General features: G+C 74.7%; 17 protein-coding genes and 4 pseudogenes. 17 read left to right on the top strand and 4 right to left on the bottom strand.

Annotation, left to right across the window (positions count from 1 at the left end):
* Position 1: 1 nt before the first annotated feature.
* The gene (locus QQK45_RS20000) at positions 2-928 is read left to right on the top strand and encodes a proteasome assembly chaperone family protein (protein ID WP_284294707.1); all 927 of its coding nucleotides are present in this window, start codon (positions 2-4) and stop codon (positions 926-928) included.
* Positions 929-1122: 194 nt separating this feature from the next.
* Positions 1123-1325 (top strand): annotated as a pseudogene (locus tag QQK45_RS19995) (cold-shock protein).
* A 29-nt stretch (positions 1326-1354) separates the two neighbouring features.
* Here the strand turns inward: QQK45_RS19995 and QQK45_RS19990 are convergent.
* Positions 1355-2014 (bottom strand): spermidine synthase, encoded by a 660-nt coding sequence (locus tag QQK45_RS19990; protein WP_348525305.1) that lies wholly within the window; start codon positions 2012-2014, stop codon positions 1355-1357.
* 404 nt (positions 2015-2418) lie between these two features.
* Here QQK45_RS19990 and QQK45_RS19985 point away from each other — a divergent pair, with 404 nt between their 5' ends.
* Genes QQK45_RS19985 through QQK45_RS19975 form a run of 3 tightly spaced genes read left to right on the top strand, consistent with a single transcriptional unit; the run spans position 2419 to position 4599 of the window.
* Positions 2419-2904 (top strand): SAV_6107 family HEPN domain-containing protein, encoded by a 486-nt coding sequence (locus QQK45_RS19985; protein WP_284294706.1) that lies wholly within the window; start codon positions 2419-2421, stop codon positions 2902-2904.
* Positions 2901-4166, top strand: a complete 1266-nt coding sequence (locus QQK45_RS19980; RefSeq protein ID WP_284294705.1) for a DNA polymerase IV — start codon at positions 2901-2903, stop codon at positions 4164-4166. The genes QQK45_RS19985 and QQK45_RS19980 overlap by 4 nt, the downstream gene beginning before the upstream one ends.
* A 31-nt stretch (positions 4167-4197) precedes the next feature.
* Positions 4198-4599: an SCO2097 family morphological protein gene (locus tag QQK45_RS19975; RefSeq protein ID WP_284294704.1), complete on the top strand. Its 402-nt coding sequence runs from the start codon at positions 4198-4200 to the stop codon at positions 4597-4599.
* On the opposite strand, the gene QQK45_RS19970 is transcribed toward QQK45_RS19975, so the two are convergent.
* From QQK45_RS19970 to QQK45_RS19960, 3 genes are read right to left on the bottom strand one after another with little or no spacing between them, the layout of a single operon-like run.
* A complete protein-coding gene (locus tag QQK45_RS19970; RefSeq protein ID WP_284294703.1) occupies positions 4526-6853 on the bottom strand; it encodes a transglutaminase TgpA family protein in 2328 nt (775 codons plus the stop codon). The genes QQK45_RS19975 and QQK45_RS19970 overlap by 74 nt on opposite strands.
* Positions 6850-8166: a DUF58 domain-containing protein gene (locus QQK45_RS19965; protein WP_284294702.1), complete on the bottom strand. Its 1317-nt coding sequence runs from the start codon at positions 8164-8166 to the stop codon at positions 6850-6852. Before QQK45_RS19965 ends, QQK45_RS19970 begins: the two co-directional genes overlap by 4 nt.
* 7 nt (positions 8167-8173) lie before the next feature.
* Complete coding sequence (locus QQK45_RS19960) at positions 8174-9187, bottom strand: AAA family ATPase (protein WP_431310303.1); 1014 nt, start codon at positions 9185-9187, stop codon at positions 8174-8176.
* Positions 9188-9554: 367 nt separating this feature from the next.
* Here QQK45_RS19960 and mraZ point away from each other — a divergent pair, with 367 nt between their 5' ends.
* The 12 genes and pseudogenes from mraZ to QQK45_RS19905 all read left to right on the top strand — a co-directional run.
* Complete coding sequence (mraZ, locus tag QQK45_RS19955) at positions 9555-10019, top strand: division/cell wall cluster transcriptional repressor MraZ (protein ID WP_284294701.1); 465 nt, start codon at positions 9555-9557, stop codon at positions 10017-10019.
* 186 nt (positions 10020-10205) lie between these two features.
* Positions 10206-11306: a 16S rRNA (cytosine(1402)-N(4))-methyltransferase RsmH gene (gene rsmH, locus QQK45_RS19950; RefSeq protein ID WP_284294700.1), complete on the top strand. Its 1101-nt coding sequence runs from the start codon at positions 10206-10208 to the stop codon at positions 11304-11306.
* Positions 11303-11743 (top strand): cell division protein FtsL, encoded by a 441-nt coding sequence (ftsL, locus tag QQK45_RS19945; RefSeq protein ID WP_284294699.1) that lies wholly within the window; start codon positions 11303-11305, stop codon positions 11741-11743. The genes rsmH and ftsL overlap by 4 nt, the downstream gene beginning before the upstream one ends.
* 277 nt (positions 11744-12020) lie before the next feature.
* Positions 12021-12647: pseudogene (locus QQK45_RS23500) on the top strand (hypothetical protein); the annotation flags it as partial.
* Between the two features lie 36 nt (positions 12648-12683).
* Positions 12684-13775 carry a peptidoglycan D,D-transpeptidase FtsI family protein gene (locus QQK45_RS19935; RefSeq protein ID WP_284294697.1) on the top strand — a complete coding sequence of 364 codons (1092 nt, stop codon included), beginning with the start codon at positions 12684-12686 and terminating at the stop codon, positions 13773-13775.
* A 113-nt stretch (positions 13776-13888) separates the two neighbouring features.
* Positions 13889-14047: pseudogene (locus tag QQK45_RS22660) on the top strand (hypothetical protein); the annotation flags it as partial.
* Between the two features lie 95 nt (positions 14048-14142).
* Positions 14143-15483, top strand: coding sequence for a Mur ligase family protein (locus QQK45_RS19930; RefSeq protein ID WP_348525304.1), 1341 nt, complete (start codon positions 14143-14145; stop codon positions 15481-15483).
* Positions 15480-16889, top strand: coding sequence for a UDP-N-acetylmuramoyl-tripeptide--D-alanyl-D-alanine ligase (locus QQK45_RS19925; protein WP_284294696.1), 1410 nt, complete (start codon positions 15480-15482; stop codon positions 16887-16889). Before QQK45_RS19930 ends, QQK45_RS19925 begins: the two co-directional genes overlap by 4 nt.
* Entirely contained in the window at positions 16886-17968 is a 1083-nt protein-coding gene (gene mraY, locus QQK45_RS19920) for a phospho-N-acetylmuramoyl-pentapeptide-transferase (protein ID WP_284294695.1), read from the top strand. The genes QQK45_RS19925 and mraY overlap by 4 nt, the downstream gene beginning before the upstream one ends.
* Complete coding sequence (gene murD / locus QQK45_RS19915) at positions 17965-19470, top strand: UDP-N-acetylmuramoyl-L-alanine--D-glutamate ligase (RefSeq protein ID WP_284294693.1); 1506 nt, start codon at positions 17965-17967, stop codon at positions 19468-19470. Before mraY ends, murD begins: the two co-directional genes overlap by 4 nt.
* Positions 19467-19679, top strand: a complete 213-nt coding sequence (locus QQK45_RS19910) for a hypothetical protein (RefSeq protein ID WP_284294692.1) — start codon at positions 19467-19469, stop codon at positions 19677-19679. Before murD ends, QQK45_RS19910 begins: the two co-directional genes overlap by 4 nt.
* Positions 19676-20677: pseudogene (locus tag QQK45_RS19905) on the top strand (FtsW/RodA/SpoVE family cell cycle protein); the annotation flags it as partial. The gene QQK45_RS19910 and the pseudogene QQK45_RS19905, both read left to right, overlap by 4 nt.
* Between the last annotated feature and the right edge of the window lie 90 nt (positions 20678-20767).

Raw genomic sequence — 20767 nt, 5'->3', positions numbered from 1 at the left:
CGTGCTGGATCCCCGAGGCATCTACGAGATCGACGAGCAGGCCGTCGCGGAGCTGCTCGGCGTCCCGGGCGAGCGCGGTACGGGCCCCGTGCTCGTGCACGTGCTGCACGGGTTCATCGACGCCGGGGGCGTCGGCGAGGTGGTGCGCGAGCACCTGCTGGAGCACTCCGAGCCGCGCCGCCTCGTGACGTTCGACGTCGACCAGCTCCTCGACTACCGGTCCAAGCGTGCGTCCATGACGTTCGAGAGCTCTCGCTGGTCCGCGTACGACGAGCCCGCCCTGGCGATCGACCACCTGCGCGACGCCGAGGGGACCGGCTACCTGCTCCTGCACGGCCCCGAGCCCGACCTGCAGTGGGAGCGGTTCGTGGCGGCGGTCCAGGACGTGGCCGGGCAGCTCGGCGTCTCCCTCGTCGCCACGGTCCACGGTGTGCCGATGGCCGTGCCCCACACGCGCCCCAGCACGCTCACGGTGCACGCGACGCGCGGCGAGCTCGTCGGCTCGCACCCGTCGTGGTTCGGGAAGGCGGAGGTGCCCGCGAGCGCGGCGGCCCTGCTCGAGTACCGGTTCGGCCAGGCCGGGCACGACGCTGTCGGGTACGCGGTCCACGTCCCGCACTATGTCGCGCAGACGGCGTACCCGCCGGCGGCGCTGCACGCGCTGCGCATGCTCCAGGGCGCCACGGGTCTCGAGCTCGCGAGCGAAGACCTCGAGTCGGCCGCGCACGAGACCACCGAGGAGGTGGCCCGCCAGGTGGAGGGCTCGGACGAGCTGCGTGCCCTGGTCCGCGGTCTCGAGCAGCAGTACGACGCGTTCGCGCGGTCGCTCGGGGCGACGAGCCTGCTGGCCGACGACGCCCCGCTGCCGACCGCCGACGAGCTCGGTGCCGAGTTCGAGCGCTTCCTCGCCCAGCGTTCCGACGACTGACGAGGCGCTCGTGGGCTGCACCACGGGGGTTGACCTGCGGCGACGCCCAGGTCGCGACACTCCGGCGGATCTGTGGCCGCCTCGACCGGTTCGTGCCAGACTGTCCGCGTTGCCGTGCTCGGCACGGCGGCACGAGGGCGGGCGAAAGGTCCGGCCACCGAGGTCCCGGACGGGCAGAAGGACAGAGGAACAGCATGGCGCAGGGTTCTGTGAAGTGGTTCAACGCGGAGAAGGGCTTCGGCTTCATCGCCCAGGACGGGGAGGTGCCGACGTCTTCGTGCACTACTCGGCGATCGAGACCCAGGGCTACCGCTCGCTCGACGAGGCGCAGCGGGTCGAGTTCGAGATCACCCAGGGCCCCAAGGGCCCCCAGGCCGAGAAGGTCCGTCCGCTCTGACGGACCGCTGACCGCCGCCCCGCGGCGGTTCATCCGACGCCGCGTCCTCCTCCCGAGGGCGCGGCGTCGTCGTGCGCGGGACGCCCCGCGGCCCGGAACGACGCCAGCTCCCCGCCGCCCAGGACGTGCGCCGGGACCGGCAGGGACCGCAGACGCCGGGCGAGCGGGGCGTCGTCGGCGAGGGGGAGCGGGCCGTCGTCCCCGTCCCTGTCCCCGTGGCCGGCGGGCCGCCGCGCCGCGAGCACGAGGTTCCCGTACCGCCGTCCGCGCAGGAGCGCGGGCTCGGACACGACGACGACGTCGTGCGCCCCGGCGTCCGCGAGGGTCGCCGCCTCCGCCCGGGCCAGGGGCAGCGGGGGCCGGTCGGCGCAGTTGGCGAGGTAGAGCCCGCCGGGCCGGAGCACCCGCCAGACGTCGGCGAGGAACTCGACGGTCGTGAGGTGGGTCGGTGTGGTGTCGGGGGCGAACACGTCCCGCACGACGACGTCGGCCCAGCCGTCGCGGAGCGTGCCGAGGACCGCTCGGGCGTCTCCCGGGCGCAGGCGCAGGCGCGGGGCGCGGGGGAGCGCGAACCAGGTCCGCACCAGCTCCAGCAGCCGCGCGTCGAGGTCGACCGCGACCTGCTCGGAGCCGGGGCGCCCGTGCTCGACCCAGCGGGCGAGCGAGCAGCCCGCCGCGCCGAGGTGCACGACGCGCAGTGGCCCGGGGGGAGCGTCTCGACGACGGCAGCCATCTCCTGCATGTACTCGAACGTCAGCAGACCGGGGTCGTCCAGGTCGACGTAGGAGCTCGGGACGCCGTTCACCAGCACCGTGACGGCGTTGCGGTCGGGGTCGGGCTCGAGCTCCACGACGCCGGTCGACGTCGGGACCGGGCCGGCCGGCAGCCCGGCGGGGAGCGCGGCCGCGCCGCGGCTGCCGCGCCGACGTCGCCCGCCCGCCTCGGCCCCCTCGTCGCGCCCGGGTGTGGGTGGCTCGGGGGATCGTGGGTCGTGTCGGGTCCGTCGGGTCCGGCGTGCGCTCACTGCCCCAGTGTGGCAGCGGTTGACAGGTTCGAACAGGTGTTCGATCCTGGTGCTCGGGAGGTGCGGATGATGGAACGGACGCAGCGGGACGCCCAGGCCGGGGACGCGCGACGCGCACGAGCCGTCGTGGGCTCGTCGCCCGTGCCTGCTCCCGTCGAGGCCCTCCGGCTGCTGTCGCGCGCCGACCACGAGCTGGCCGCGGCCTACGCCGCGACCGATCCGGCCGAGCGGTTCGTGCACGCGCACCTCGCGGCCCTGCGCTCGGCCGCCGCGGTGGTGGCGCTGCGCGGACGGCCGTCGGGTCGGCGAAGCGGTCGATCGGTCTGGGCGCTCGTCGAGGCCGTCGAGCCGGCGCTCGCCGCGTGGTCGGTCTACTTCGCGGGCGGGGCGCGGACCCGGGCCGCGATCGACGCCGGTCGGTTCGACGTGGTCGACCGCGCGCGCGCCGACGAGCTGGTGCGCTGCGCGGAGGACTTCCGCGACGAGGTCGGCATCCTCGTCGACCCCGCCGCGTCCTTCAGCCTGCTTCCCGGCTCCCGGGCGAGGGCCTCGTGAGCCGTGGCCCCCGAGCGGCGTCGGCCCGGCGTGACTGGGGCGACGTGGAGGACGGCTGCGACGTCCTCCACGTCGACATGGACGCGTTCTTCGCGTCCGTCGAGCTCGCCCGCAGGCCCGAGCTCCGCGGGCTGCCCGTGATCGTGGGTGGCCGGTCGCGGGGCGTGGTGCTGTCCGCGACCTACGAGGCGCGCGCGTTCGGCGTCCGGTCGGCGATGCCCATGGGCCGCGCGCTCGGCCTGTGCCCGCAGGCCGTGGTGGTCCCGCCCGACCACACCGCGTACCGCGACGTGTCCCGCGCGGTCATGCAGGCGTTCCGGGACGTCACGCCCATCGTCGAGCCCGTGAGCGTCGACGAGGCGTTCCTCGACGTCTCGGGCGCCCGCCGGCGGCTCGGCCCGCCCACCCGGATCGGGGCCGCCCTGCGTGAACGGGTCCAGGCCGAGCACGGCATCACGTGCTCGGTCGGCGTGGCGTCCACGAAGCTCGTCGCCAAGCTCGCGTCGACGCACGCGAAGCCCGACGGCATGATGCTCGTCCCCGCCGCGGCGAGCGTCGGCTTCCTGCGCTCGCTGCCGGTCGGCGCGCTCTGGGGCGTCGGGGAGCGGACCGAGGAGGCGCTCGCGCGCCGCGGCATCCGCACGGTCGCCGAGCTCGGGGACGTCGACGTCGCGTGGCTGCGCTCGTTCCTCGGCCCGAGCCTCGGCGGCCACCTCCACGACCTCGCGTGGGGGCGTGACCACCGGTCCGTCACCCCGGCGCACGAGGAGAAGTCGATCGGGAACGAGACCACCTTCCCGCAGGACGTCCGCGACCGGGAGGTCGTCGCCACGACCGTGCTGGAGCTCGCCGACCGGTGCGCGGCACGCCTGCGCGCGCAGTCCCTCGTCGCTCGCGTCGTGACGGTGAAGGTCCGCACGAGCGACTTCCGGACGGTGACGCGTGCCCGGACGCTCGTGTCGCCGACGGACACGGGCCAGGAGATCGGCAGCGTGGCGCGCGAGCTGGTCGCGGCCACCGACCTGCGCGGCCTCGCCGTGCGGCTCGTGGGCGTACGCGCCGAGCAGCTCGAGGAGCGGCGGCGCGCCGCGGTCCAGCTGACGCTCGACGACGCGACCACCGAGGCGACGGAGGTCGTGCGGGCGGCGGAGGAGGCGCTCGACGCGGTGCGGGCGCGGTTCGGCGCCACGTCGGTACGTCGTGCCTCAGCTGTGACCCGCTCGACTACCACCCGGCCCACGGGGGAACTATCCTCGGAGTAACAACACGTCAAGCGAGCGACCGGAGGTCGTCATGCCTCTGTCTGAGTACGAGCAGCGAGTCCTGGAGCAGATGGAGCAAGCTCTGACCTCGGACGATCCACGGCTCGCGAACACGCTGCAGTCCGCCGAGCGGCATCCGCTCTGGCGCTACGTGGTCGGCTTCCTCGCCGCCGCCGTGGGCCTGCTCGTGCTCGTGCTGGGTGCCGCGGCTTCGCAGTGGTGGCTGGGCATCGGCGGGTTCGTCCTCATGTTCGCCGGCGTGGCGTTCGCGCTGCTGCGTCGCCGCGCCAAGCCGGGGCCGATCGGCGTCGTCGGCGGGCCGGCCCGCGCGTCGGGCCCGTCGCGGCCCACCGCCCGGGCTACGAAGCGCGAGTCGTTCCTCGCCCGCCTCGAGGAGCGCTGGGAGCGGCGCCGCCACGAGGGTGGCCGCTGACCTCTCGCTGAGCAGCCGCGACGACGTCGTCGACCAGGTTCGCCCAGCGCACCGCGGCGGAGTCCGCGGTGGGTCCGCCGTCGTCCGCCGAGCTCCCCGGGCGGGCGTAGCGGTCCGCCTCGAGGACCCGCGCCAGCTCGCGCAGCGCCGCGTCCGGCTCTTCGGTCCACCTGCCACCCGCCTCACGCACCGCCTCGGCGACGAGGTCCGGCACCTGTCGCGGTGTGGCCGAGTCGGGCCACGTGACGCCGACCGACGCGAGACGCCGGCGCAGGCGGCTCCACGCCGCCTCCGCGTCGTCGATGGGGCGGGCGCGCCGGCGCCGGGCCAGGACCAGCGTGGTGGCTGCTGCGGCCAGCACGAGCAGGAGAGCCACGCTCACGACGACGGCGAGATGGCCGTCGCGCCGGGTCGCCGCGGTGCCGATGCTCTGGGGCTGGGAGGTCGCCGTGTCCTCGGCCTCCGCGAGCTGCGGGTCGGAGGTGGCGCGGCCCGTCGGGACGTCGGCCTGCTGGGAGCTCGACGACTGCGAGCTTCCGTACAGGTCGGTGTAGCTCGGTGCGATCCCGGACTGGACGGCCGGCGTCGGTTCGAAGCGCACCCAGCCGGACTGCTCGAAGTACACCTCGGGCCACGCGTGCGCGTCCTCGCCGGTGACGCTCGTGACGCCGTCGGCGCCGGGCGCGCGGGTCAGGTAGCCGACACCGACCCGCGAGGGGATCCCGAGGGTCCGCAGCATGACCGCCATCGCGGTGGCGAACTGGACGCAGTAGCCCTCCTTCGTCTGCAGGAACGACCACACCGCGTCGGAGCCGCCCTTGGGCGCCTTCGTCGAGTAGGTGAAGCGCTGTGCGTCCCGGAAGTACGTCTGGAGATCGAGCGCCTTCTGGTAGTCCGTGGTGTCGCCCGCGGTGATCTTCTTCGCGAGCGCGCGGACGTCGGTGAGGTGGGCCGTGTCGGGCAGGGCGAGCGACGCCTCCCGGAGGTTCTCGGGCAGCCCGCTGTCGGAGCCGAACGTGGCGTCCTCCTGCTCGAGCTGAGCGGCCGTGAGATCGCGGGGGTGGACCGTCAACGTGTACGGCGCGCGGGCGTCGCCGGACACCCGGTACACCTCGTCGCGGTCGGCGTCGTAGCGCAGGGGGCTCGCCGACGAGCTGTGCACGCTGCGCGGGTCGGTGGTGACCGCGAGCCGGTACCGGGGGAGGAGCTTCGGGTTCACGCTGACGCTGACCGTGTCGTCGTCGGGCGCGGCCGACGTCCTCGGCCCGAGGAGCTGGCCGGGGGCGACGTCGTCGGCGTCGCTCAGCACGTCGTCGGGCTTCCACGCCGAGCCGTCGAAGTTCGTGAGCGTGTAAACACGCAGCGGCCCGACCTCGGGGGTGCCGGTCGCGTCATCCGAACCGGCCTCGGACGCCTTGATGGTCATGACCACCGTGTCGGGCCGGTCCCCGAGGTCCCGCAGCACGTCGAGGTTGTTGCCGAGCCGCGCGGAGGTCCCGCCCGAGCCGAGCAGCTGCGACAGAGGGCGGGTGCCGCTCGCCTGGACCGCGACCGCTCCGGCCCCGACGACCAGCGAGACGACCGTGACGACCGCGGCGACGCCGACGGCGGCCGCCGTGGTCGTGCCGGCGTCGCGTGCGCCCGGCCGGGCGTCGACGCGCGAGACCGCGAGCAGGACGAGCAGCACGAGCAGCGTGACGCCCACGCACACGACCGGCACCCGGCCGACGATGACGAGCGCCGGCAGCCACAGCACGAGCGCCGGGACGGCGGCGGCCACGGGCGCCCGCAGGGTGACCGCGAGCACGTCGCCGAGGAGGTACAGCACGAGGGTGGCGCCCAGCGTCGCGCTGAGCACGGGCGCGGCCGCGTCGACCGGCGCGACGGACTGGGCCGCGAGCTCGTGGAGCCGGCCGAGCGCGGTGAACGCCGCCGACACGGGATCGTCGGGCAGCGGCGCGGCGGCGGGGTCCTCGACGGCCTGCGAGGTGCTGAGCGTGACCCACAGGAAGCCCGCGACGGCGGCGCCGACGAGCGTGGGCGCCACGGCCACGAGGGCACCCGAGCCCCGGGTCTGGGCGGCCCAGCGCACGCCGCCCACCGCCGCGGCGACGAGCGCCAGGCTCCCGAGAACGACGGCGACCCAGGCGCCCGGCCAGACGACCTTCGTGAGGGTGAGGGCGCCGGCGCCCACGGCGACGGCGACGAGCGAGCTCTGCGCGAGCGAGCGCCGACGGACGGTGATCGGGGTCATGACCAGACCGCCTCCTGCACGAGGTTGAGCCACGTCGCCTCGAGCCCGCTGCCCTCGACGACGGCCAGCGCACGCCATCCGGCGGCGCGCAGCGCGGCGACCGTGTCCTGCGCCGCACGGTGCTGGACGGGCGGAGCGGCCCGCCCGACCACGACGACGGCGGCGTGGTCGCCCTCGCCGCCCAGGTGGGCCAGCGCATGCAGCGCGGCCCCGGACTGCGGGCGGAGCACCGCGAACGTCAGCTCGTCCGCGTGGCGGTCGGTCCGCAGCGCCGCCGCGGTCGTCGCGACGGCCCGGTCGGCGTCGGCGGCGTCCTTGAGACCGGTGAGGTCGACGGCCTGCTCGAGGATGCCGGAGCGGCCCTCGCCGCGGCCGCCGGGGACGTGGGGGACGGGTGCGACGGCCCCGTCGGACGACGTGCCCACGATCCGTCCCGCGTGCCCTGCCTCGACGAGCGAGACGGCGATCGACGCGGCGCACTCCACGGCCCACTCGCCGCGGTTCGCGCGGACGTGGTCCCAGCTCTTCCCGCCGTCGTGCGGCGGCAGGAGGCCGCGGTCGAACAGCACGGTCACGGGCGGTAGGCCGGCCCCCTCGTCGGAGCGCACCATGAGCTGCCCGCGGCGCGCGGCGCTGATCCAGTGGACCCGACGCGGGTCGTCGCCCGCGACGTACTCGCGCAGGACCGCGTCGTCGGGCGAGGCCGCGCGGGTCCCGCTGGCGGCGTCGCTCGCGACGGCGAGGCTGCGTGCCGCGCGCACGGGCAGGGGGTAGGTGCTCGGCCAGACGGTGACCGTGGTCGTCGATCCGAAGGGCTGGACCGTGCGCACGAGCCCGAACGGGTCCTCGACGGTCGCGCTCGCGGGACCGAGCAGCCAGCGTCCGCGCGCGGACGGCTGGAGCTGGTAGGTCACGACGATCTCGTCGGTGCCGGTGCGCTGGGTCCCGCGTGGCGGCCGGTGGGACAGCTGGGTCGAGACGTTCTCGGCGACGCGCGTCCGTGCGAGCTGCGCGGTCGCGGCGGACGACCGGTGGGCGGGGCGGACGGCGAGCCGGGCCTCGGTGACCTGGCCGCGGACCACGGGGTTGGGCAGCACGCGGCGCGTCGTGGTCAGGGCCGTGCGGCCCCGGTCGACGCCCACCAGCCGCATCCACACCACGGCTGCCGCGACCGCGACGAGCGGCGCCACACCGATCCCGACGACGTCGGGGAGGTGGAGGCCCACCCCGGCGAGCGCGAGGATCCCGCCCCCGACGACGAGCACGATCCCCCGGTCGGTGAGCCGGACCCGTGTGGTGCGCGCCCTGGCCACGGCGCCCTCAGCGGCGGTCGGCGCGCGCCGGCACGGCGGTGCGCTCGACGATCGCGGTGACGATGTCGGCGGGAGTCTGACCGGCGAGCCGTGCCTCGGTCGTCGTGATCAGACGGTGGGCCAGGACCGGCACCGCGAGCCGCTGAACGTCGTCGGGCAGCACGTGGTCGCGCTGGTCCATGGCGGCGACGGCCTTCGCGGCACGCAGGAGCTGGATGGTCGTGCGCGGCGAGGCGCCGAGGCGCAGGGCCGGGTGGTCGCGCGTGGCCGACACGATCGCGAGGACGTACTGCTTGACGGCGTCCGAGGCCCAGACGCCGCGGACGGTGGTGACGAGACGCGCGACGGTCGCGACGTCGACGACGGGCGTGACCTCGCTGAGCGGGTCGCGCGTCTCCATCCGGTCGAGCAGCTCGAGCTCGGCCGCGGGCTCGGGGTAGCCGACGGACAGGCGCGCCATGAACCGGTCCCGCTGCGCCTCGGGCAGGGGGTAGGTGCCCTCCATCTCGACCGGGTTCTGGGTGGCGACGACGAAGAAGGGCTGGGGGAGCGGGTGCGTGACGCCGTCGACGGTGGTCTGGCCCTCCTCCATGCACTCGAGCAGCGCCGACTGCGTCTTGGGCGAGGCGCGGTTGATCTCGTCGCCGATCACCACGTTCGAGAACACCGGGCCGGGCCGGAACTCGAACTCGTGGGTCTGATTGCGGTAGATGCTCACGCCGGTGAGGTCGCTCGGCAGGAGGTCGGGGGTGAACTGGATGCGCCCGACGCTGCCGTCGATCGCGCGGGCGAGCGCCTTCGCGAGCGTCGTCTTGCCGACGCCGGGCACGTCCTCGATGAGCAGGTGCCCGCCGGCGAGGAGCACGGCGAGCGTGACGTCGACCGCGTCGGAGCGTCCCGTCACGACCGACTCGACCGCGGTGCGGATCCGTCCGGTGACGGTCACGAGGTCGTCGAGGGCGGTGCCGGGCAGGGGCGCGCCGTCGTCCGTGCTGGAGCGGCCAGTGGAGTCGAGGAGCACGCGGGACCTCCGTCGGTCGAGAGCGGCGGACCGCCCGGGCGGGACGACCGTCGGGTGACGCGCGGCGGCACGGTGGCCGCCGCGGTCCGCGACGTCGTAGCACGAGCCTAGAGCACGTGTCGCACGTCACTCCACATCGCTCCACCGTCGTGCCGCCCGGCGCCGGCCGAGGCGCCGTCGTCGGGCTCGACGCCGCCGCCGCGCGGCCCGCGACCCGCCGGGGCGCTCCCGCGCCCTCCACCACGCTCCACCGCTCTGACCTGCGGCGACGGCGTCGTACGGGGGTGAAAGACCGGATTCGACGAGCGAACGGTGGAGGGAAGTGGAGTAATGTGGGGGCAATGGGAGGCAGGAGGAGGTGCGTGCCGTGCTCGAGTCGTTCAGCGGGGTCCCGAGCCTTCTTCTCGGTACGTACACGCCCCGGCTCGACGACAAGGGGCGGCTCATCCTCCCGGCCAAGTTCCGGGCCCAGCTCGCACCGGGTCTCGTCCTCACCCGAGGGCAGGAGCGCTGCCTGTTCCTGCTCCCCATGGACGAGTTCCGCCGCATGTACGACCAGATCCGGGAGGCTCCCGTGACGAGCAAGCAGGCGCGGGACTACCTGCGGGTGCTGCTGTCCGGCGCGAGCGACGAGGTCCCGGACAAGCAGGGCCGGATCTCGATCCCCGCCGCGCTGCGCGAGTACGCGGGCCTCGACCGGGACGTCGCCGTGATCGGCGCCGGCACCCGGGTCGAGGTCTGGGACCTCGCCGCCTGGCAGACCTACCTCGCCGAGCAGGAGAGCGAGTACGCGCGCACCGCGGAGGAGGTGGTCCCGGGGCTGCGGCTCTGACTGCGAGGCGCAGGACGAGCAGACAGCACGACCAGACCAGAAGTGTTCGGACGGCCCGCACGACCAGGCCTCCTCCCGCCCGTTCTGACGCCACTTCCCCGGCGTCAGAGGGTCGCGGAGGGAGACCTGACCGGGTGGCCCGGTCGGGCACCATCGGCGAGCACGACGCGACGAAGGAGGGGGACGATGACCGGGACGCCACGCGACGGTGACGCCGCGGGCCGACACCTGCCCGTCCTCCTCCAGCGGTGCGTCGACCTCCTGGCCCCCGCCCTGCAGGAGCCCGGTGCGACCCTCGTGGACTGCACCCTCGGGATGGGCGGGCACACCGAGGCCGTGCTCGAGCAGGTCCCGACGGCGCGCGTGGTCGGGATCGACCGCGACCCCGAGGCGATCGCCCTCGCCTCCCAGCGCCTCGCGCGCTTCGGTGACCGGTTCGTCGCCGTGCACGCGGTCTACGACGAGATCGAGGACGTCGTCGCGGACCAGGGGCTCGAGAACGTCCAGGGCGTCCTCATGGACCTCGGCGTCTCGTCGCTCCAGCTCGACGAGGTGCACCGCGGCTTCTCGTACGCGCACGACGCGCCGCTCGACATGCGGATGGACCCCACCACGGGCCCGACCGCGGCGGACGTGCTCAACACCTACGACGAGGCCGCGCTCGTGCGGATCCTGCGGGAGTACGGGGAGGAGCGGTTCGCCCCTCGCGTCGCGCGGGCGATCGTCCGGCGTCGCGAGCAGCGGCCGTGGGAGCGCAGCGCCGAGCTCGTCGACGTCGTGCGGTCCGCGATCCCCGCGGCCACCCGGCAGACGGGCGGCAACCCCGCCAAGCGCACGTTCCAGGCCCTGCGCATCGAGGTCAACGGCGAGCTCGCCGTCCTCGAGCGCGCGGTGCCCGCCGCGGTCGCGGTGCTGGCGGTCGGCGGCCGGATCGTCGTCGAGTCGTACCACTCGCTCGAGGACCGGCTGGTCAAGCGCGAGCTGAACCGGGGCGCGACGTCCAGCGCGCCTCCTGACCTGCCCGTCGAGCCCGAGACCCACCGCCCGTACCTGCGGCTCCTGACCCGTGGCGCGGAGGAGGCGGATCCCGCCGAGCTCGAGCGCAACGCCCGTTCCACGTCCGTGCGGCTGCGGGCGGCGGAGCGACTCCGGCCCACGCCCGAGCACGTGCTCCGCGAGCTCGCGGCGCGCGCCCGGGCGCCGCGCCGCGGCACCGGGCCACGCGCCGCCACCACGTCCGCTCCCGTCCCCTCGTCGTCCCATCGTTCCCAGGAGGCACGCCCATGACCGCGTCCGCCGGCGCGACCGCGCGTGTGCTGCGCCAGTTCGAGCCCGCCACCGACCCGAAGGCCGGCGCCCCGCGCGTCGTCGAGGCACCCCGCCCGCGCCTGCGCGTCGTGCGCGCCCCCGCGACGGGGCGCTCGCGCGTGCCCTTCGTGGCGCTGTGCGTCGCGATCGTGGCGGGCGCGCTCGTCACGGCGCTCCTCCTGAACATCCAGATGGCGCGCGACTCGTTCGAGCGCAACACCCTCAACGCCCAGGTCGCCCAGACGGCCCAGGACACGCAGGACCTCACCTCCCGGCTCGACGCGGCCTCGGCCCCGAGCACGCTCGCCCGCACGGCCCGGTCGCTCGGCATGGTGCCGGGCGGGGGTCAGGGCTTCCTGCGGCTGTCGGACGGCAAGGTGATCGCGACGCCCGAGGCGGCAGGGGCCAAGGGATGAGCCCCCGCCCGTCCGAGCGACCCGGCGCGCGGAGCGCGCCGCGCGGGACGACGGGCCGCCCGACGGCGTCCGCCCGGGCGGGCGGCACCGCCCGGGGAGCTCGCCCGACGCCCGGAGTGCTGCCCGCGAAGGGCAGGCTGCCCGCGAAGAGCAACGCGAACCCGCCGCGTCCCGGCACCCGCACGGCGGCGCCCCGACGGCCGGCCCCGGCGGCCCGCCGACCCGCGCCACGCCCCTCGCGCTTCCGCAAGGCGGGCCGGCCCGAGAAGCGGCTGCGCTGGGTCGCGGCGCTCGTGGCGCTCGTGCTCGTCGCGTTCGTGCTCCGGCTCGCGTACGTGCAGCTCTACGACGGCCCGGCACTCGCCGCCCGAGGCCAGCACCAGCGTCTGACCACCGCCGAGCTCCCCGCGACGCGTGGCGACATCACGGACAGCAAGGGTGTCGTGCTCGCCACGAGCCAGACCCGGTACACGCTCCTCGCCAACCCCAAGAACGTCGCGGCCTTCGTCCCCACGGACGCCCAGGTGGCGGCCTACCGGGGCACCGGGGAGCTGGGGACGGGCGCCGTCGCGGCCGCGAAGCTCATCGCCCCCTGGTCCACCAGGACGCGAGCACGCTCGGCGCCGCACTCAACGCGTCGTCGAAGGGGAAGCTCCTGCAGTACAAGGTCCTCGCCAAGGACCTGCTGCCGGAGACCTGGCGGGCGATCGACGCGCTTGGGATCGCGGGCATCTCGTCCGAGCAGACGTCGGAGCGTGTCTACCCGGCGGGCGCGACCGGCGGGAACCTCCTGGGCTACGTCGACGCGAGACAGCAGGGCGCGGGCGGCCTCGAGAAGGTCCTCGACCCCCAGCTCTCCGGCACGCCCGGCCAGGAGACCTACGAACGGGGCCTCAACGGGCAGCGGATCCCCACGGGGACGGACCAGGACAAGGCCGCGGTGCCCGGCTCCGACGTCGCCCTGACGATCGACCAGGACATCCAGTGGTACGCCCAGGACGCGGCGGACAAGGCGAAGAAGGACACCGGCGCGACGTGGGCGATCGTCGTCGTCGAGGACGTCAGGACGGGCGCGCTGTACGCGCTCGCGAACTCCGGCACGACGGACCCGAACGACTCGTCGGTGCCGGTCTCGCAGCGCGGCTCGGTCGCGGTCGAGGGGACGTTCGAGCCCGGCTCGACGGGCAAGATCATCACGATGGCCGGGCTGCTCGAGTCGGGCCTGGCGAAGCCGACGTCGCACTACGAGGTGGGGTACACGTACACGACGCCCAACGGCCAGGTGTTCCACGACTCCCACGAGCACGGCCTCGAGACGCTCACGCTCGCCGGCATCCTCGCGGAGTCGTCGAACGCGGGCACGGTCCAGGCGGGCTCGGCGCTGACCGACCAGACGCAGTACGACATGATGCGCGCGTTCGGGCTCGGCCAGCACACCGGGCTCGGCCTGCCCGGCGAGTCCGCTGGCGTGCTCCGCGAGCCCCAGGACTGGGACGGCCGGACGCGCTACACGGTGAAGTTCGGCCAGGGCCTCACGCTCAACGCGGTGCAGGCCGCGTCGGTCTACTCGACGATCGCGAACGGCGGCGTCCGCGCGCCGGCGCACGTCGTCGCGTCGACGACGTCGCCCGACGGCGTCACGACGCCCGCGGACCTGGCGGACGGCAAGCGCGTGGTCTCGGAGACGACGGCCAAGCAGCTCACCCGGATGCTCGAGGGCGTGGTCAAGGGCGACGACGGCACCGGCGCGAAGGCCGCCGTGCCCGGGTACCAGGTCGCGGGCAAGACGGGCACCGCCGAGGCCGCGGGTGCGGGCGGGCGGCTCACCTCGATCGTGTCGTCGTTCGTGGGCTTCGCTCCCGCGGACAACCCCCGGCTGACGGTCGGCGTCTTCCTCAAGGACCCGAAGACCTCGATCTTCGGCGGCGAGACGGCCGCGCCGGTGTTCAGCAAGGTCATGGGCTTCGGCCTCCACGACCTGGGCGTCGCGCCGAGCTCGGGCTCCGCCAAGCCGTACAAGTCGACGTGGTGACGGTCCAGGCCCGCCCGGTCGCCACCCGCCCGCACGATAGGTTTCTTCCCGTGACGTCCCCCGCTCCTCGGCTGCGCCCCCGCACGTCCGCCCGGCTCACGCTGGCGCAGCTCATGGACGGGATCGTGGAGATCGCGGGGATCACCCGAGTCGCCGGGCACGGCCGGACCGCCGCGGGCGACGTGGTCGTGACGGGCGTCGGCGCGGACAACCGGACCGTCGGGTCCGGTGACGTGTTCGTCGCGCTGCCCGGCGCGCACGTCCACGGCGCGCGGTTCACGCCCGACGCCGTGGCCGCGGGCGCCGTGGCCGTCGTGACCGACGACGCGGGGAGCGGCTGCTCGCGGAGCGCGGGACCACCGTGTCGGTGCCGGTCGTCGTCGTGCCGGATCCTCGTGCGGTACTGGGCGTCCTCGCGGCGCGGGCGTACGGCGACCCGACCGCGCGCCTGGCGACGTTCGCCGTCACGGGGACCAACGGCAAGACGACGACGACGTACGCGCTCGACGCCGTGCTCGCGGCGCTGGGCCGCACCACGGGCCTCGTGGGGACCGTGGAGATCCGCTCGGCGGGCCGGGTCGTGCCGAGCGCGCTCACGACCCCCGAGGCCGCCGACCTGCAGGCGATCCTCGCGACCATGGTCGACGACGGCGTGGACTCGCTCGCGATGGAGGTCTCCTCGCACGCGCTCGCGCTGCACCGCGTGGACCCCGTGGTCTACGACGTCGCCGGCTTCACGAACCTCAGCCAGGACCACCTCGACTTCCACGGCACGCTCGACGCGTACTTCGACGCGAAGGCCACGCTCTTCACCCCGGCTCACGCGCGGCGCGGCGTGGTCGTCGTGCCGGCCGACGGCCCGGGGCGCGCGTGGGCACTGCGGCTGCTCGACCGTGCCACCGTGCCCGTCGTGCCGCTGCGGCTCCCGGGTGCGCAGGCGCAGGGCCGCGGGTGGACCGTCGAGGACGTGGCCGCCGCGCCCGACGGGCAGCGCCTTGCCCTCGTGCACGACGACGGGCGCCGCCTCACGGCACGCACCACGCTCCCGGGCGCCTTCAACGTCGCGAACGTCGCGCTGGCCCTCGCGATGGTCCTGGAGTCGGGCGTCGACGCCGACACGCTCGCGGGCGCCGTGGAGCGCGCGGGCGGCGTCGCGCCCGCGGTGCCCGGTCGGATGGAGACGGTCTCGGACGGGTCGGGTCCCCGCGTCGTCGTGGACTTCGCGCACAACCCCGACGCGCTCGCGCTCGCGCTCGACGCGCTGCGCCCGACGACGCCGGGCCGTCTCGTCGTGGTCTTCGGCGCGACCGGGGAACGTGACACGGGCAAGCGCCCGACGATGGGTAGGGTTGCCGTCGAGCGTGCGGACGTGGTCGTCGTGACCGACGACGACCCGCACGGCGAGGACCCCGCCCCCATCCGCGCGGAGGTCCTGGAAGGCGCCCGAGGCGCGCAGGACGCGCAGGCCCGGGTGACGCTCGTCGAGGTGGCGCCGCGCGCGGCGGCCATCCGGGAGGCCGTGCTGGGTGCGGCCGACGAGGACACGGTGCTCGTGGCGGGGCGGGGCCACGAGGTCTGGCAGGAGATCGACGGCGTGAACCATCCGTTGGATGATCGCGTCGAGGCGCGCGCGGCGCTCGCCGCCCGGCAGGCCGGGACCCGGCCCGTCCGGGACGACGCCGCGCCGACAGGAGAGCAGGACGCATGATCGAGCTGACTGCGGCCGACGTGGCCGCAGCGACCGGCGGCGCCGTGAGCGCCGCCCACGCCGGTGCCCGCGTGACGGGCCCGGTCGTCATCGACTCCCGGGACGCGACCGCGGGGGCGTTGTTCGTCGCGCTGCCCGGTGAGCACGTCGACGGGCACGACTACGCGGCGACGGCCGTCGCGGCCGGCGCCGCGCTCGTGCTCGCCGCACGCGAGCTCGAGGACGTGCCCTGCGTCGTCGTCGACGACGTCCAGGCCGCGCTCGGCGAGCTCGCGCGGTACGTCCTCGCGACCCTGCGCGAGGAGGCCGACGTCCGGGTCGTGGCGGTCACCGGCTCGGTCGGCAAGACGACGACCAAGGACCTGCTCGGCGCGCTCGTCACGCCGCTGGGCCCGACGATCGTGCCGCGCGGCTCGTTCAACAACGAGATCGGGCTGCCGCTCACCGTCCTCGGTGCGGACCGCGCCACGCGGTTCCTCGTGCTCGAGATGGGCGCCGACCACGAGGGCAACCTCACGTACCTCACGCGGATCGCGCCGCCCGACGTGTCCGTCGTGCTCGTCGTGGGCTCGGCGCACCTCGGGCACTTCGGGTCCGTCGAGGCGGTCGAGCGCGCCAAGGGCGAGCTCGTGCAGGGGCTGCGCCCGGGCGGCGTGGCCGTCCTCAACGCGGACGACCTGCGGGTCGCAGGCATGGTGCGCCTCACGGACGGCCCGGTGGTGACGTTCGGCACGATCCCGTCGGCCGACGTGCGCGCGAGCGACGTGCGCCTGGACGTCGAGGGCCGCGCGTCGTTCACGCTGCACGCGCCCGGCAGCGAGCCGCTCCCGGTGACACTGCGGCTCGTCGGCGAGCACCACGTGACCAACGCGCTCGCCGCGGCCGCCGGGGCGCTGCAGCTCGGCGCGGACGCCGCCGACGTCGCGCGCACCCTCTCCGAGGCAGGTCCGGCGAGCCCGCACCGCATGCACGTGGTCGACCGGCCCGACGGCATCCGCATCATCGACGACTCGTACAACGCCAACCCCGACTCGATGCGGGCCGGCCTGCGCGCGCTCGCCGTCATGGCCAAGCAGACGGGCCGCCGCTCGGTCGCGGTGCTCGGCGAGATGCTCGAGCTGGGCCCCGACTCGCGGGCCGTGCACGACGAGCTCGGCGAGCTCGTCGTGCGGCTCAACATCCGCTGGCTCGTCGTCGTGGGCGCCGGCGCGGGAGGCATCGTCGACGGCGCCCGCCGCGAGGGGTCGTGGGGGAGCGAGGTCGTGCACGTCGCGGACGTCGCGGAGGCGACCGCGCTGCTGCGCACGGAGCTGGAGGAGGGTGACGTCGTGCTCGTGAAGTCGTCCAAGGGGGCGGGCCTGTGGCGGCTCGCGAACGAGCTCACGGGTGAGCAGGTGCCCGCATGATCGCGATCGTCCTCGCCGCGCTCGTCGCGCTCCTCGTCTCCCTGTTCGGGACGCGGTCCTTCATCCGCTTCCTCGTCAAGCACCACTACGGACAGTTCATCCGCCAGGACGGCCCGACGTCGCACCTGACCAAGCGCGGCACGCCCACCATGGGCGGCGTCGTGATCCTGGTCGCGGCACTCCTCGGTTGGGGCGCCGGGTCGCTCGCGACCAGCCGCGCGCCCAGCGCGAGCGCGTGGCTCGTCATGTTCCTCACGTGCGGGCTCGGGTTCATCGGGTTCCTCGACGACTACACGAAGATCCGCCGGCAGCGCAGCCTGGGCCTGTCGCCGCTCGCGAAGATGGTCGGCCAGGGCGTCGTCGGCGTGGTGTTCGCGATCCTCGTGCTCCAGTTCCCCAACGGGAACGGCCTGAAGCCGGCCTCCACGAAGATCTCGTTCCTCCGGGACACCCCCGTCGATCTCGCGTTCGCGGGCACTGCTCTCGGCGTGATCCTGTTCGTGGTCTGGGCGAACTTCCTCGTGACCGCGTGGTCGAACGCCGTGAACCTCACCGACGGTCTCGACGGCCTGGCGACGGGCGCCTCGATGATCGTGTTCGGCGCCTACCTCATGGTGACCGTCTGGCAGATCAACCAGAACTGCCAGCGCTTCGTGGAGTCGACGACGGCCTGCTACGAGGTCCGGGACCCGCGCGACCTCGCGATCATCGCGGCCGCGCTCATGGGCGCCTGCTTCGGGTTCCTGTGGTGGAACGCGAGCCCGGCGAAGATCTTCATGGGTGACACCGGTGCGCTCGCGCTCGGCGGCGCCCTCGCCGGCATCTCGATCGTGTCGCGCACCGAGATCCTCGCCGCGATCATCGGCGGGCTGTTCGTCATCATCCTCATGTCGGACGTCATCCAGATCGGGTACTTCAAGGCCACCGGGAGACGCGTCTTCAAGATGGCGCCGCTGCACCACCACTTCGAGCTCACGGGCTGGGGCGAGGTCACCATCGTGATCCGGTTCTGGCTGATCGCCGCCCTGTGTGCCGGGCTGGGCATGGGCCTGTTCTACGGCGAGTGGGTCGTCACGTGACGTCCGGTACGGAGGGCGCGACACCCGAGCCGGCGCCGCCGTTCGACCCGTCGGGCCTGCGGGTGCTCGTCGCCGGGCTGGGCGTGAGCGGCCGGGCGGCGGCCGAGGTGCTCGCCGCCCGCGGCGCCGACGTCGTGACCGTCGACGCCCGGGCCGAGGACGCCGACGTCAAGGACGCGGAGGGTGCGCGCCTCGACGACGTCGAGCTCGTCGTCGTGAGCCCCGGCTGGCACCCGGCCCATCCGCTGCTCGTGCGGGCTCAGGAGGCGGGGATCCCCGTCTGGGGCGAGGTCGAGCTGGCGTGGCGGCTGCGCGTGCCCCGCGACCACGGGGAGGGCGCGGGCACGCCCGCGCCCTGGCTCGCGGTCACGGGCACCAACGGCAAGACCACGACCGTCGAGATGCTCGCGTCGATCCTCGCCGCCGCCGGGCTCGACGCGCCTGCGGTCGGCAACGTGGGCGACCCGGTCGTCCGGGCGGCCACGGACCCGGCCCACGACGTGCTCGCCGTGGAGCTGTCGAGCTTCCAGCTCCACTTCACGCACTCCCTGTCGGTCCTCGCGGGCGCGGTGCTCAACATCGCCGCCGACCACCTTGACTGGCACGGCTCGCTCGACGCCTACGCCGCGGCCAAGGGGAAGATCTACGAGCGCGCTCAGGTCGCGTGCGTCTACAACGTGTCGGACGCGCGCACGGAGCGCCTCGTGCGCGAGGCGGACGTCGTCGAGGGTGCGCGGGCCGTCGGGTTCACGCTCGGTGCACCCGGACCCGGACAGGTGGGCCTGGTCGAGGACGTGCTCGTCGACCGTGCCTTCCACCTCCCCGTCGACGACCCGGCGCGGCACGCCTCGGCGGCGGAGCTCGGCACGCTCGACGACCTTGCGCACCTCGCGGGGCTGGGCGGGACCGTCGCGCCCCACGTCGTCGCCGACGCGCTCGCTGCGGCCGCGCTCGCCCGGGCCGGCGGGGTCCCCGCGCACGCCGTCCGCGACGGGCTCCGGGCGTTCCGGCCGGGTGGGCACCGGATCGAGACGGTCGCCGCCGTCGACGGCGTCGCCTACGTCGACGACTCCAAGGCCACGAACGCGCACGCGGCGGCCGCCTCGCTCGCCTCGTTCGCGCCCGGCACGGTCGTGTGGGTGGCCGGCGGCCTCGCGAAGGGTGCGACCTTCGACGAGCTCGTCGAGCGGCGCGCCGACCGCCTGCGCGGCGTCGTGCTGATCGGTGTCGACGCGGGAGCGCTGGCCGACGCGCTCGCACGACACGCGCCCGAGATCCCCGTGGTACGAGTCGACCCCGGCGAGACTGAGGACGTGATGACCCGAGCCGTCGCCGCCGCGCGCACCCTCGCCCACCCGGGCGACACGGTGCTGCTCGCGCCCGCCTCGGCGTCGATGGACCAGTTCCGGTCCTACGCCGAGCGCGGAGAGCTGTTCGCGGACGCCGCCCGCGCGCTCGCGCCCGCCCCCGGCGAGGCCGCGGGCGAGGGGACGGTGGCATGACGGGAGCGCCGGGCGTCACGCGGGCGCCGCGTGCCTCCGGCGCCCGCGCGCAGGCGGTCCCCGCCGCGAAGCCTCGCGCCGCGGCACCCGGGTCGCGGGCCGCGACCCGGCCCGCGAAGGCCGCGAGCAAGGCGGCGAAGCCGGGACGGTCGACGCTCGCCACGGTCTGGGACAGCCCCTCGCGACGTACTACCTCGTCGCCGGGGTGACGGCGACGCTCCTGGGCATCGGGCTGGTCACGGTGCTGTCGAGCTCCGCCGTCACCGAGATCGCGAAGGGCAGCTCACCGTTCGGGGTCTTCCTCCAGCAGGCGCAGTACGCGCTCATCGGTATCCCGCTCCTGCTGGTCGCGGCGCGCGTGCCCGTGCGGATCTACAAGCGGTTCGCGTGGGTCGGTCTGCTCGGCGCGCTCGCGCTCCAGTGCCTCGTGTTCGTGCCAGGTCTGGCGCACGAGGTCGGCGGCAACAACTCCTGGGTGTACCTGGGCCCGCTGCGCTTCCAGCCGGCCGAGATCGCGAAGCTCGCGCTGGTGGTGTGGCTCGCGACGGTCCTCGGACGCAAGCAACGGCTCCTCGGCCAGGCACGGCACGCGATCATCCCTGCCGTGCCCGGGGCGCTGCTCGTCGTCGCCCTCGTGCTCGCCGGCAAGGACCTCGGCACCGCGCTCGTCGTGATGATGCTCGTCGTCGGCGCCTTCTTCGTCGCCGGGGTCTCGATGCGGGTGCTGATGGCGGGGATCGGGATCGGTGGCATCTTCGTGTGGCAGCTGTTCCTGCACGGCAACTCCAACCGCGGCGGGCGGATCTCCGTCCTGCTGAAGGGCTGCGACCCGAACGCGGCGAACGCGCAGGACCTCTGCTACCAGACGATCCACGGTCTGCAGGCGCTGGGATCCGGCGGTCTCACGGGCGTCGGACTCGGGGCGAGCCGCCAGGCGTGGGGTTACCTCCCGGCGGCGTCGAACGACTTCATCTTCGCGATCATCGGCGAGGAGCTCGGGCTCCTCGGTGCCGGTCTCGTCCTGGTGCTCATCGGCCTGCTCGGCTATGCCTGCTTCCGGGTCGTGCGCCGTCACGAGGACCCGTTCGCGAAGGTCGCCGCCGCGGCGATCGGCTGCTGGATCGTCGGGCAGGCCCTGGTGAACGTTGGCGTCGTGATCGGGGTCATCCCCGTCATCGGCGTCCCGCTCCCGCTCATCTCGGCGGGAGGCAGCGCGCTCGTCACGACGCTCGTCGCGATGGGCATCCTGCTGTCGCTCGCGCGGACGGAGCCGGGCACGGCGGAGGCCCTGGCGGCC

Origin of the sequence: Luteimicrobium album (assembly GCF_030161555.1) — a bacterium.
Lineage (GTDB): Bacteria > Actinomycetota > Actinomycetes > Actinomycetales > Cellulomonadaceae > Luteimicrobium > Luteimicrobium album.
The sequence above is the reverse complement of the archived record's forward strand: the minus strand, read 5'-3'. Positions and strand labels throughout refer to the sequence as shown.

Excerpts from the sequence above, each read along its gene's own strand:
- QQK45_RS19985 (WP_284294706.1), top strand. The coding sequence starts at position 2,419 with ATGGAACGGACGCAGCGGGACGCCCAGGCCGGGGACGCGCGACGCGCA.
- QQK45_RS19975 (WP_284294704.1), top strand. The coding sequence starts at position 4,198 with ATGCCTCTGTCTGAGTACGAGCAGCGAGTCCTGGAGCAGATGGAGCAA.
- QQK45_RS19970 (WP_284294703.1), bottom strand. The coding sequence starts at position 6,853 with ATGACCCCGATCACCGTCCGTCGGCGCTCGCTCGCGCAGAGCTCGCTC.
- rsmH (WP_284294700.1), top strand. The coding sequence starts at position 10,206 with ATGACCGGGACGCCACGCGACGGTGACGCCGCGGGCCGACACCTGCCC.
- ftsL (WP_284294699.1), top strand. The coding sequence starts at position 11,303 with ATGACCGCGTCCGCCGGCGCGACCGCGCGTGTGCTGCGCCAGTTCGAG.
- QQK45_RS19925 (WP_284294696.1), top strand. The coding sequence starts at position 15,480 with ATGATCGAGCTGACTGCGGCCGACGTGGCCGCAGCGACCGGCGGCGCC.
- mraY (WP_284294695.1), top strand. The coding sequence starts at position 16,886 with ATGATCGCGATCGTCCTCGCCGCGCTCGTCGCGCTCCTCGTCTCCCTG.
- QQK45_RS19910 (WP_284294692.1), top strand. The coding sequence starts at position 19,467 with ATGACGGGAGCGCCGGGCGTCACGCGGGCGCCGCGTGCCTCCGGCGCC.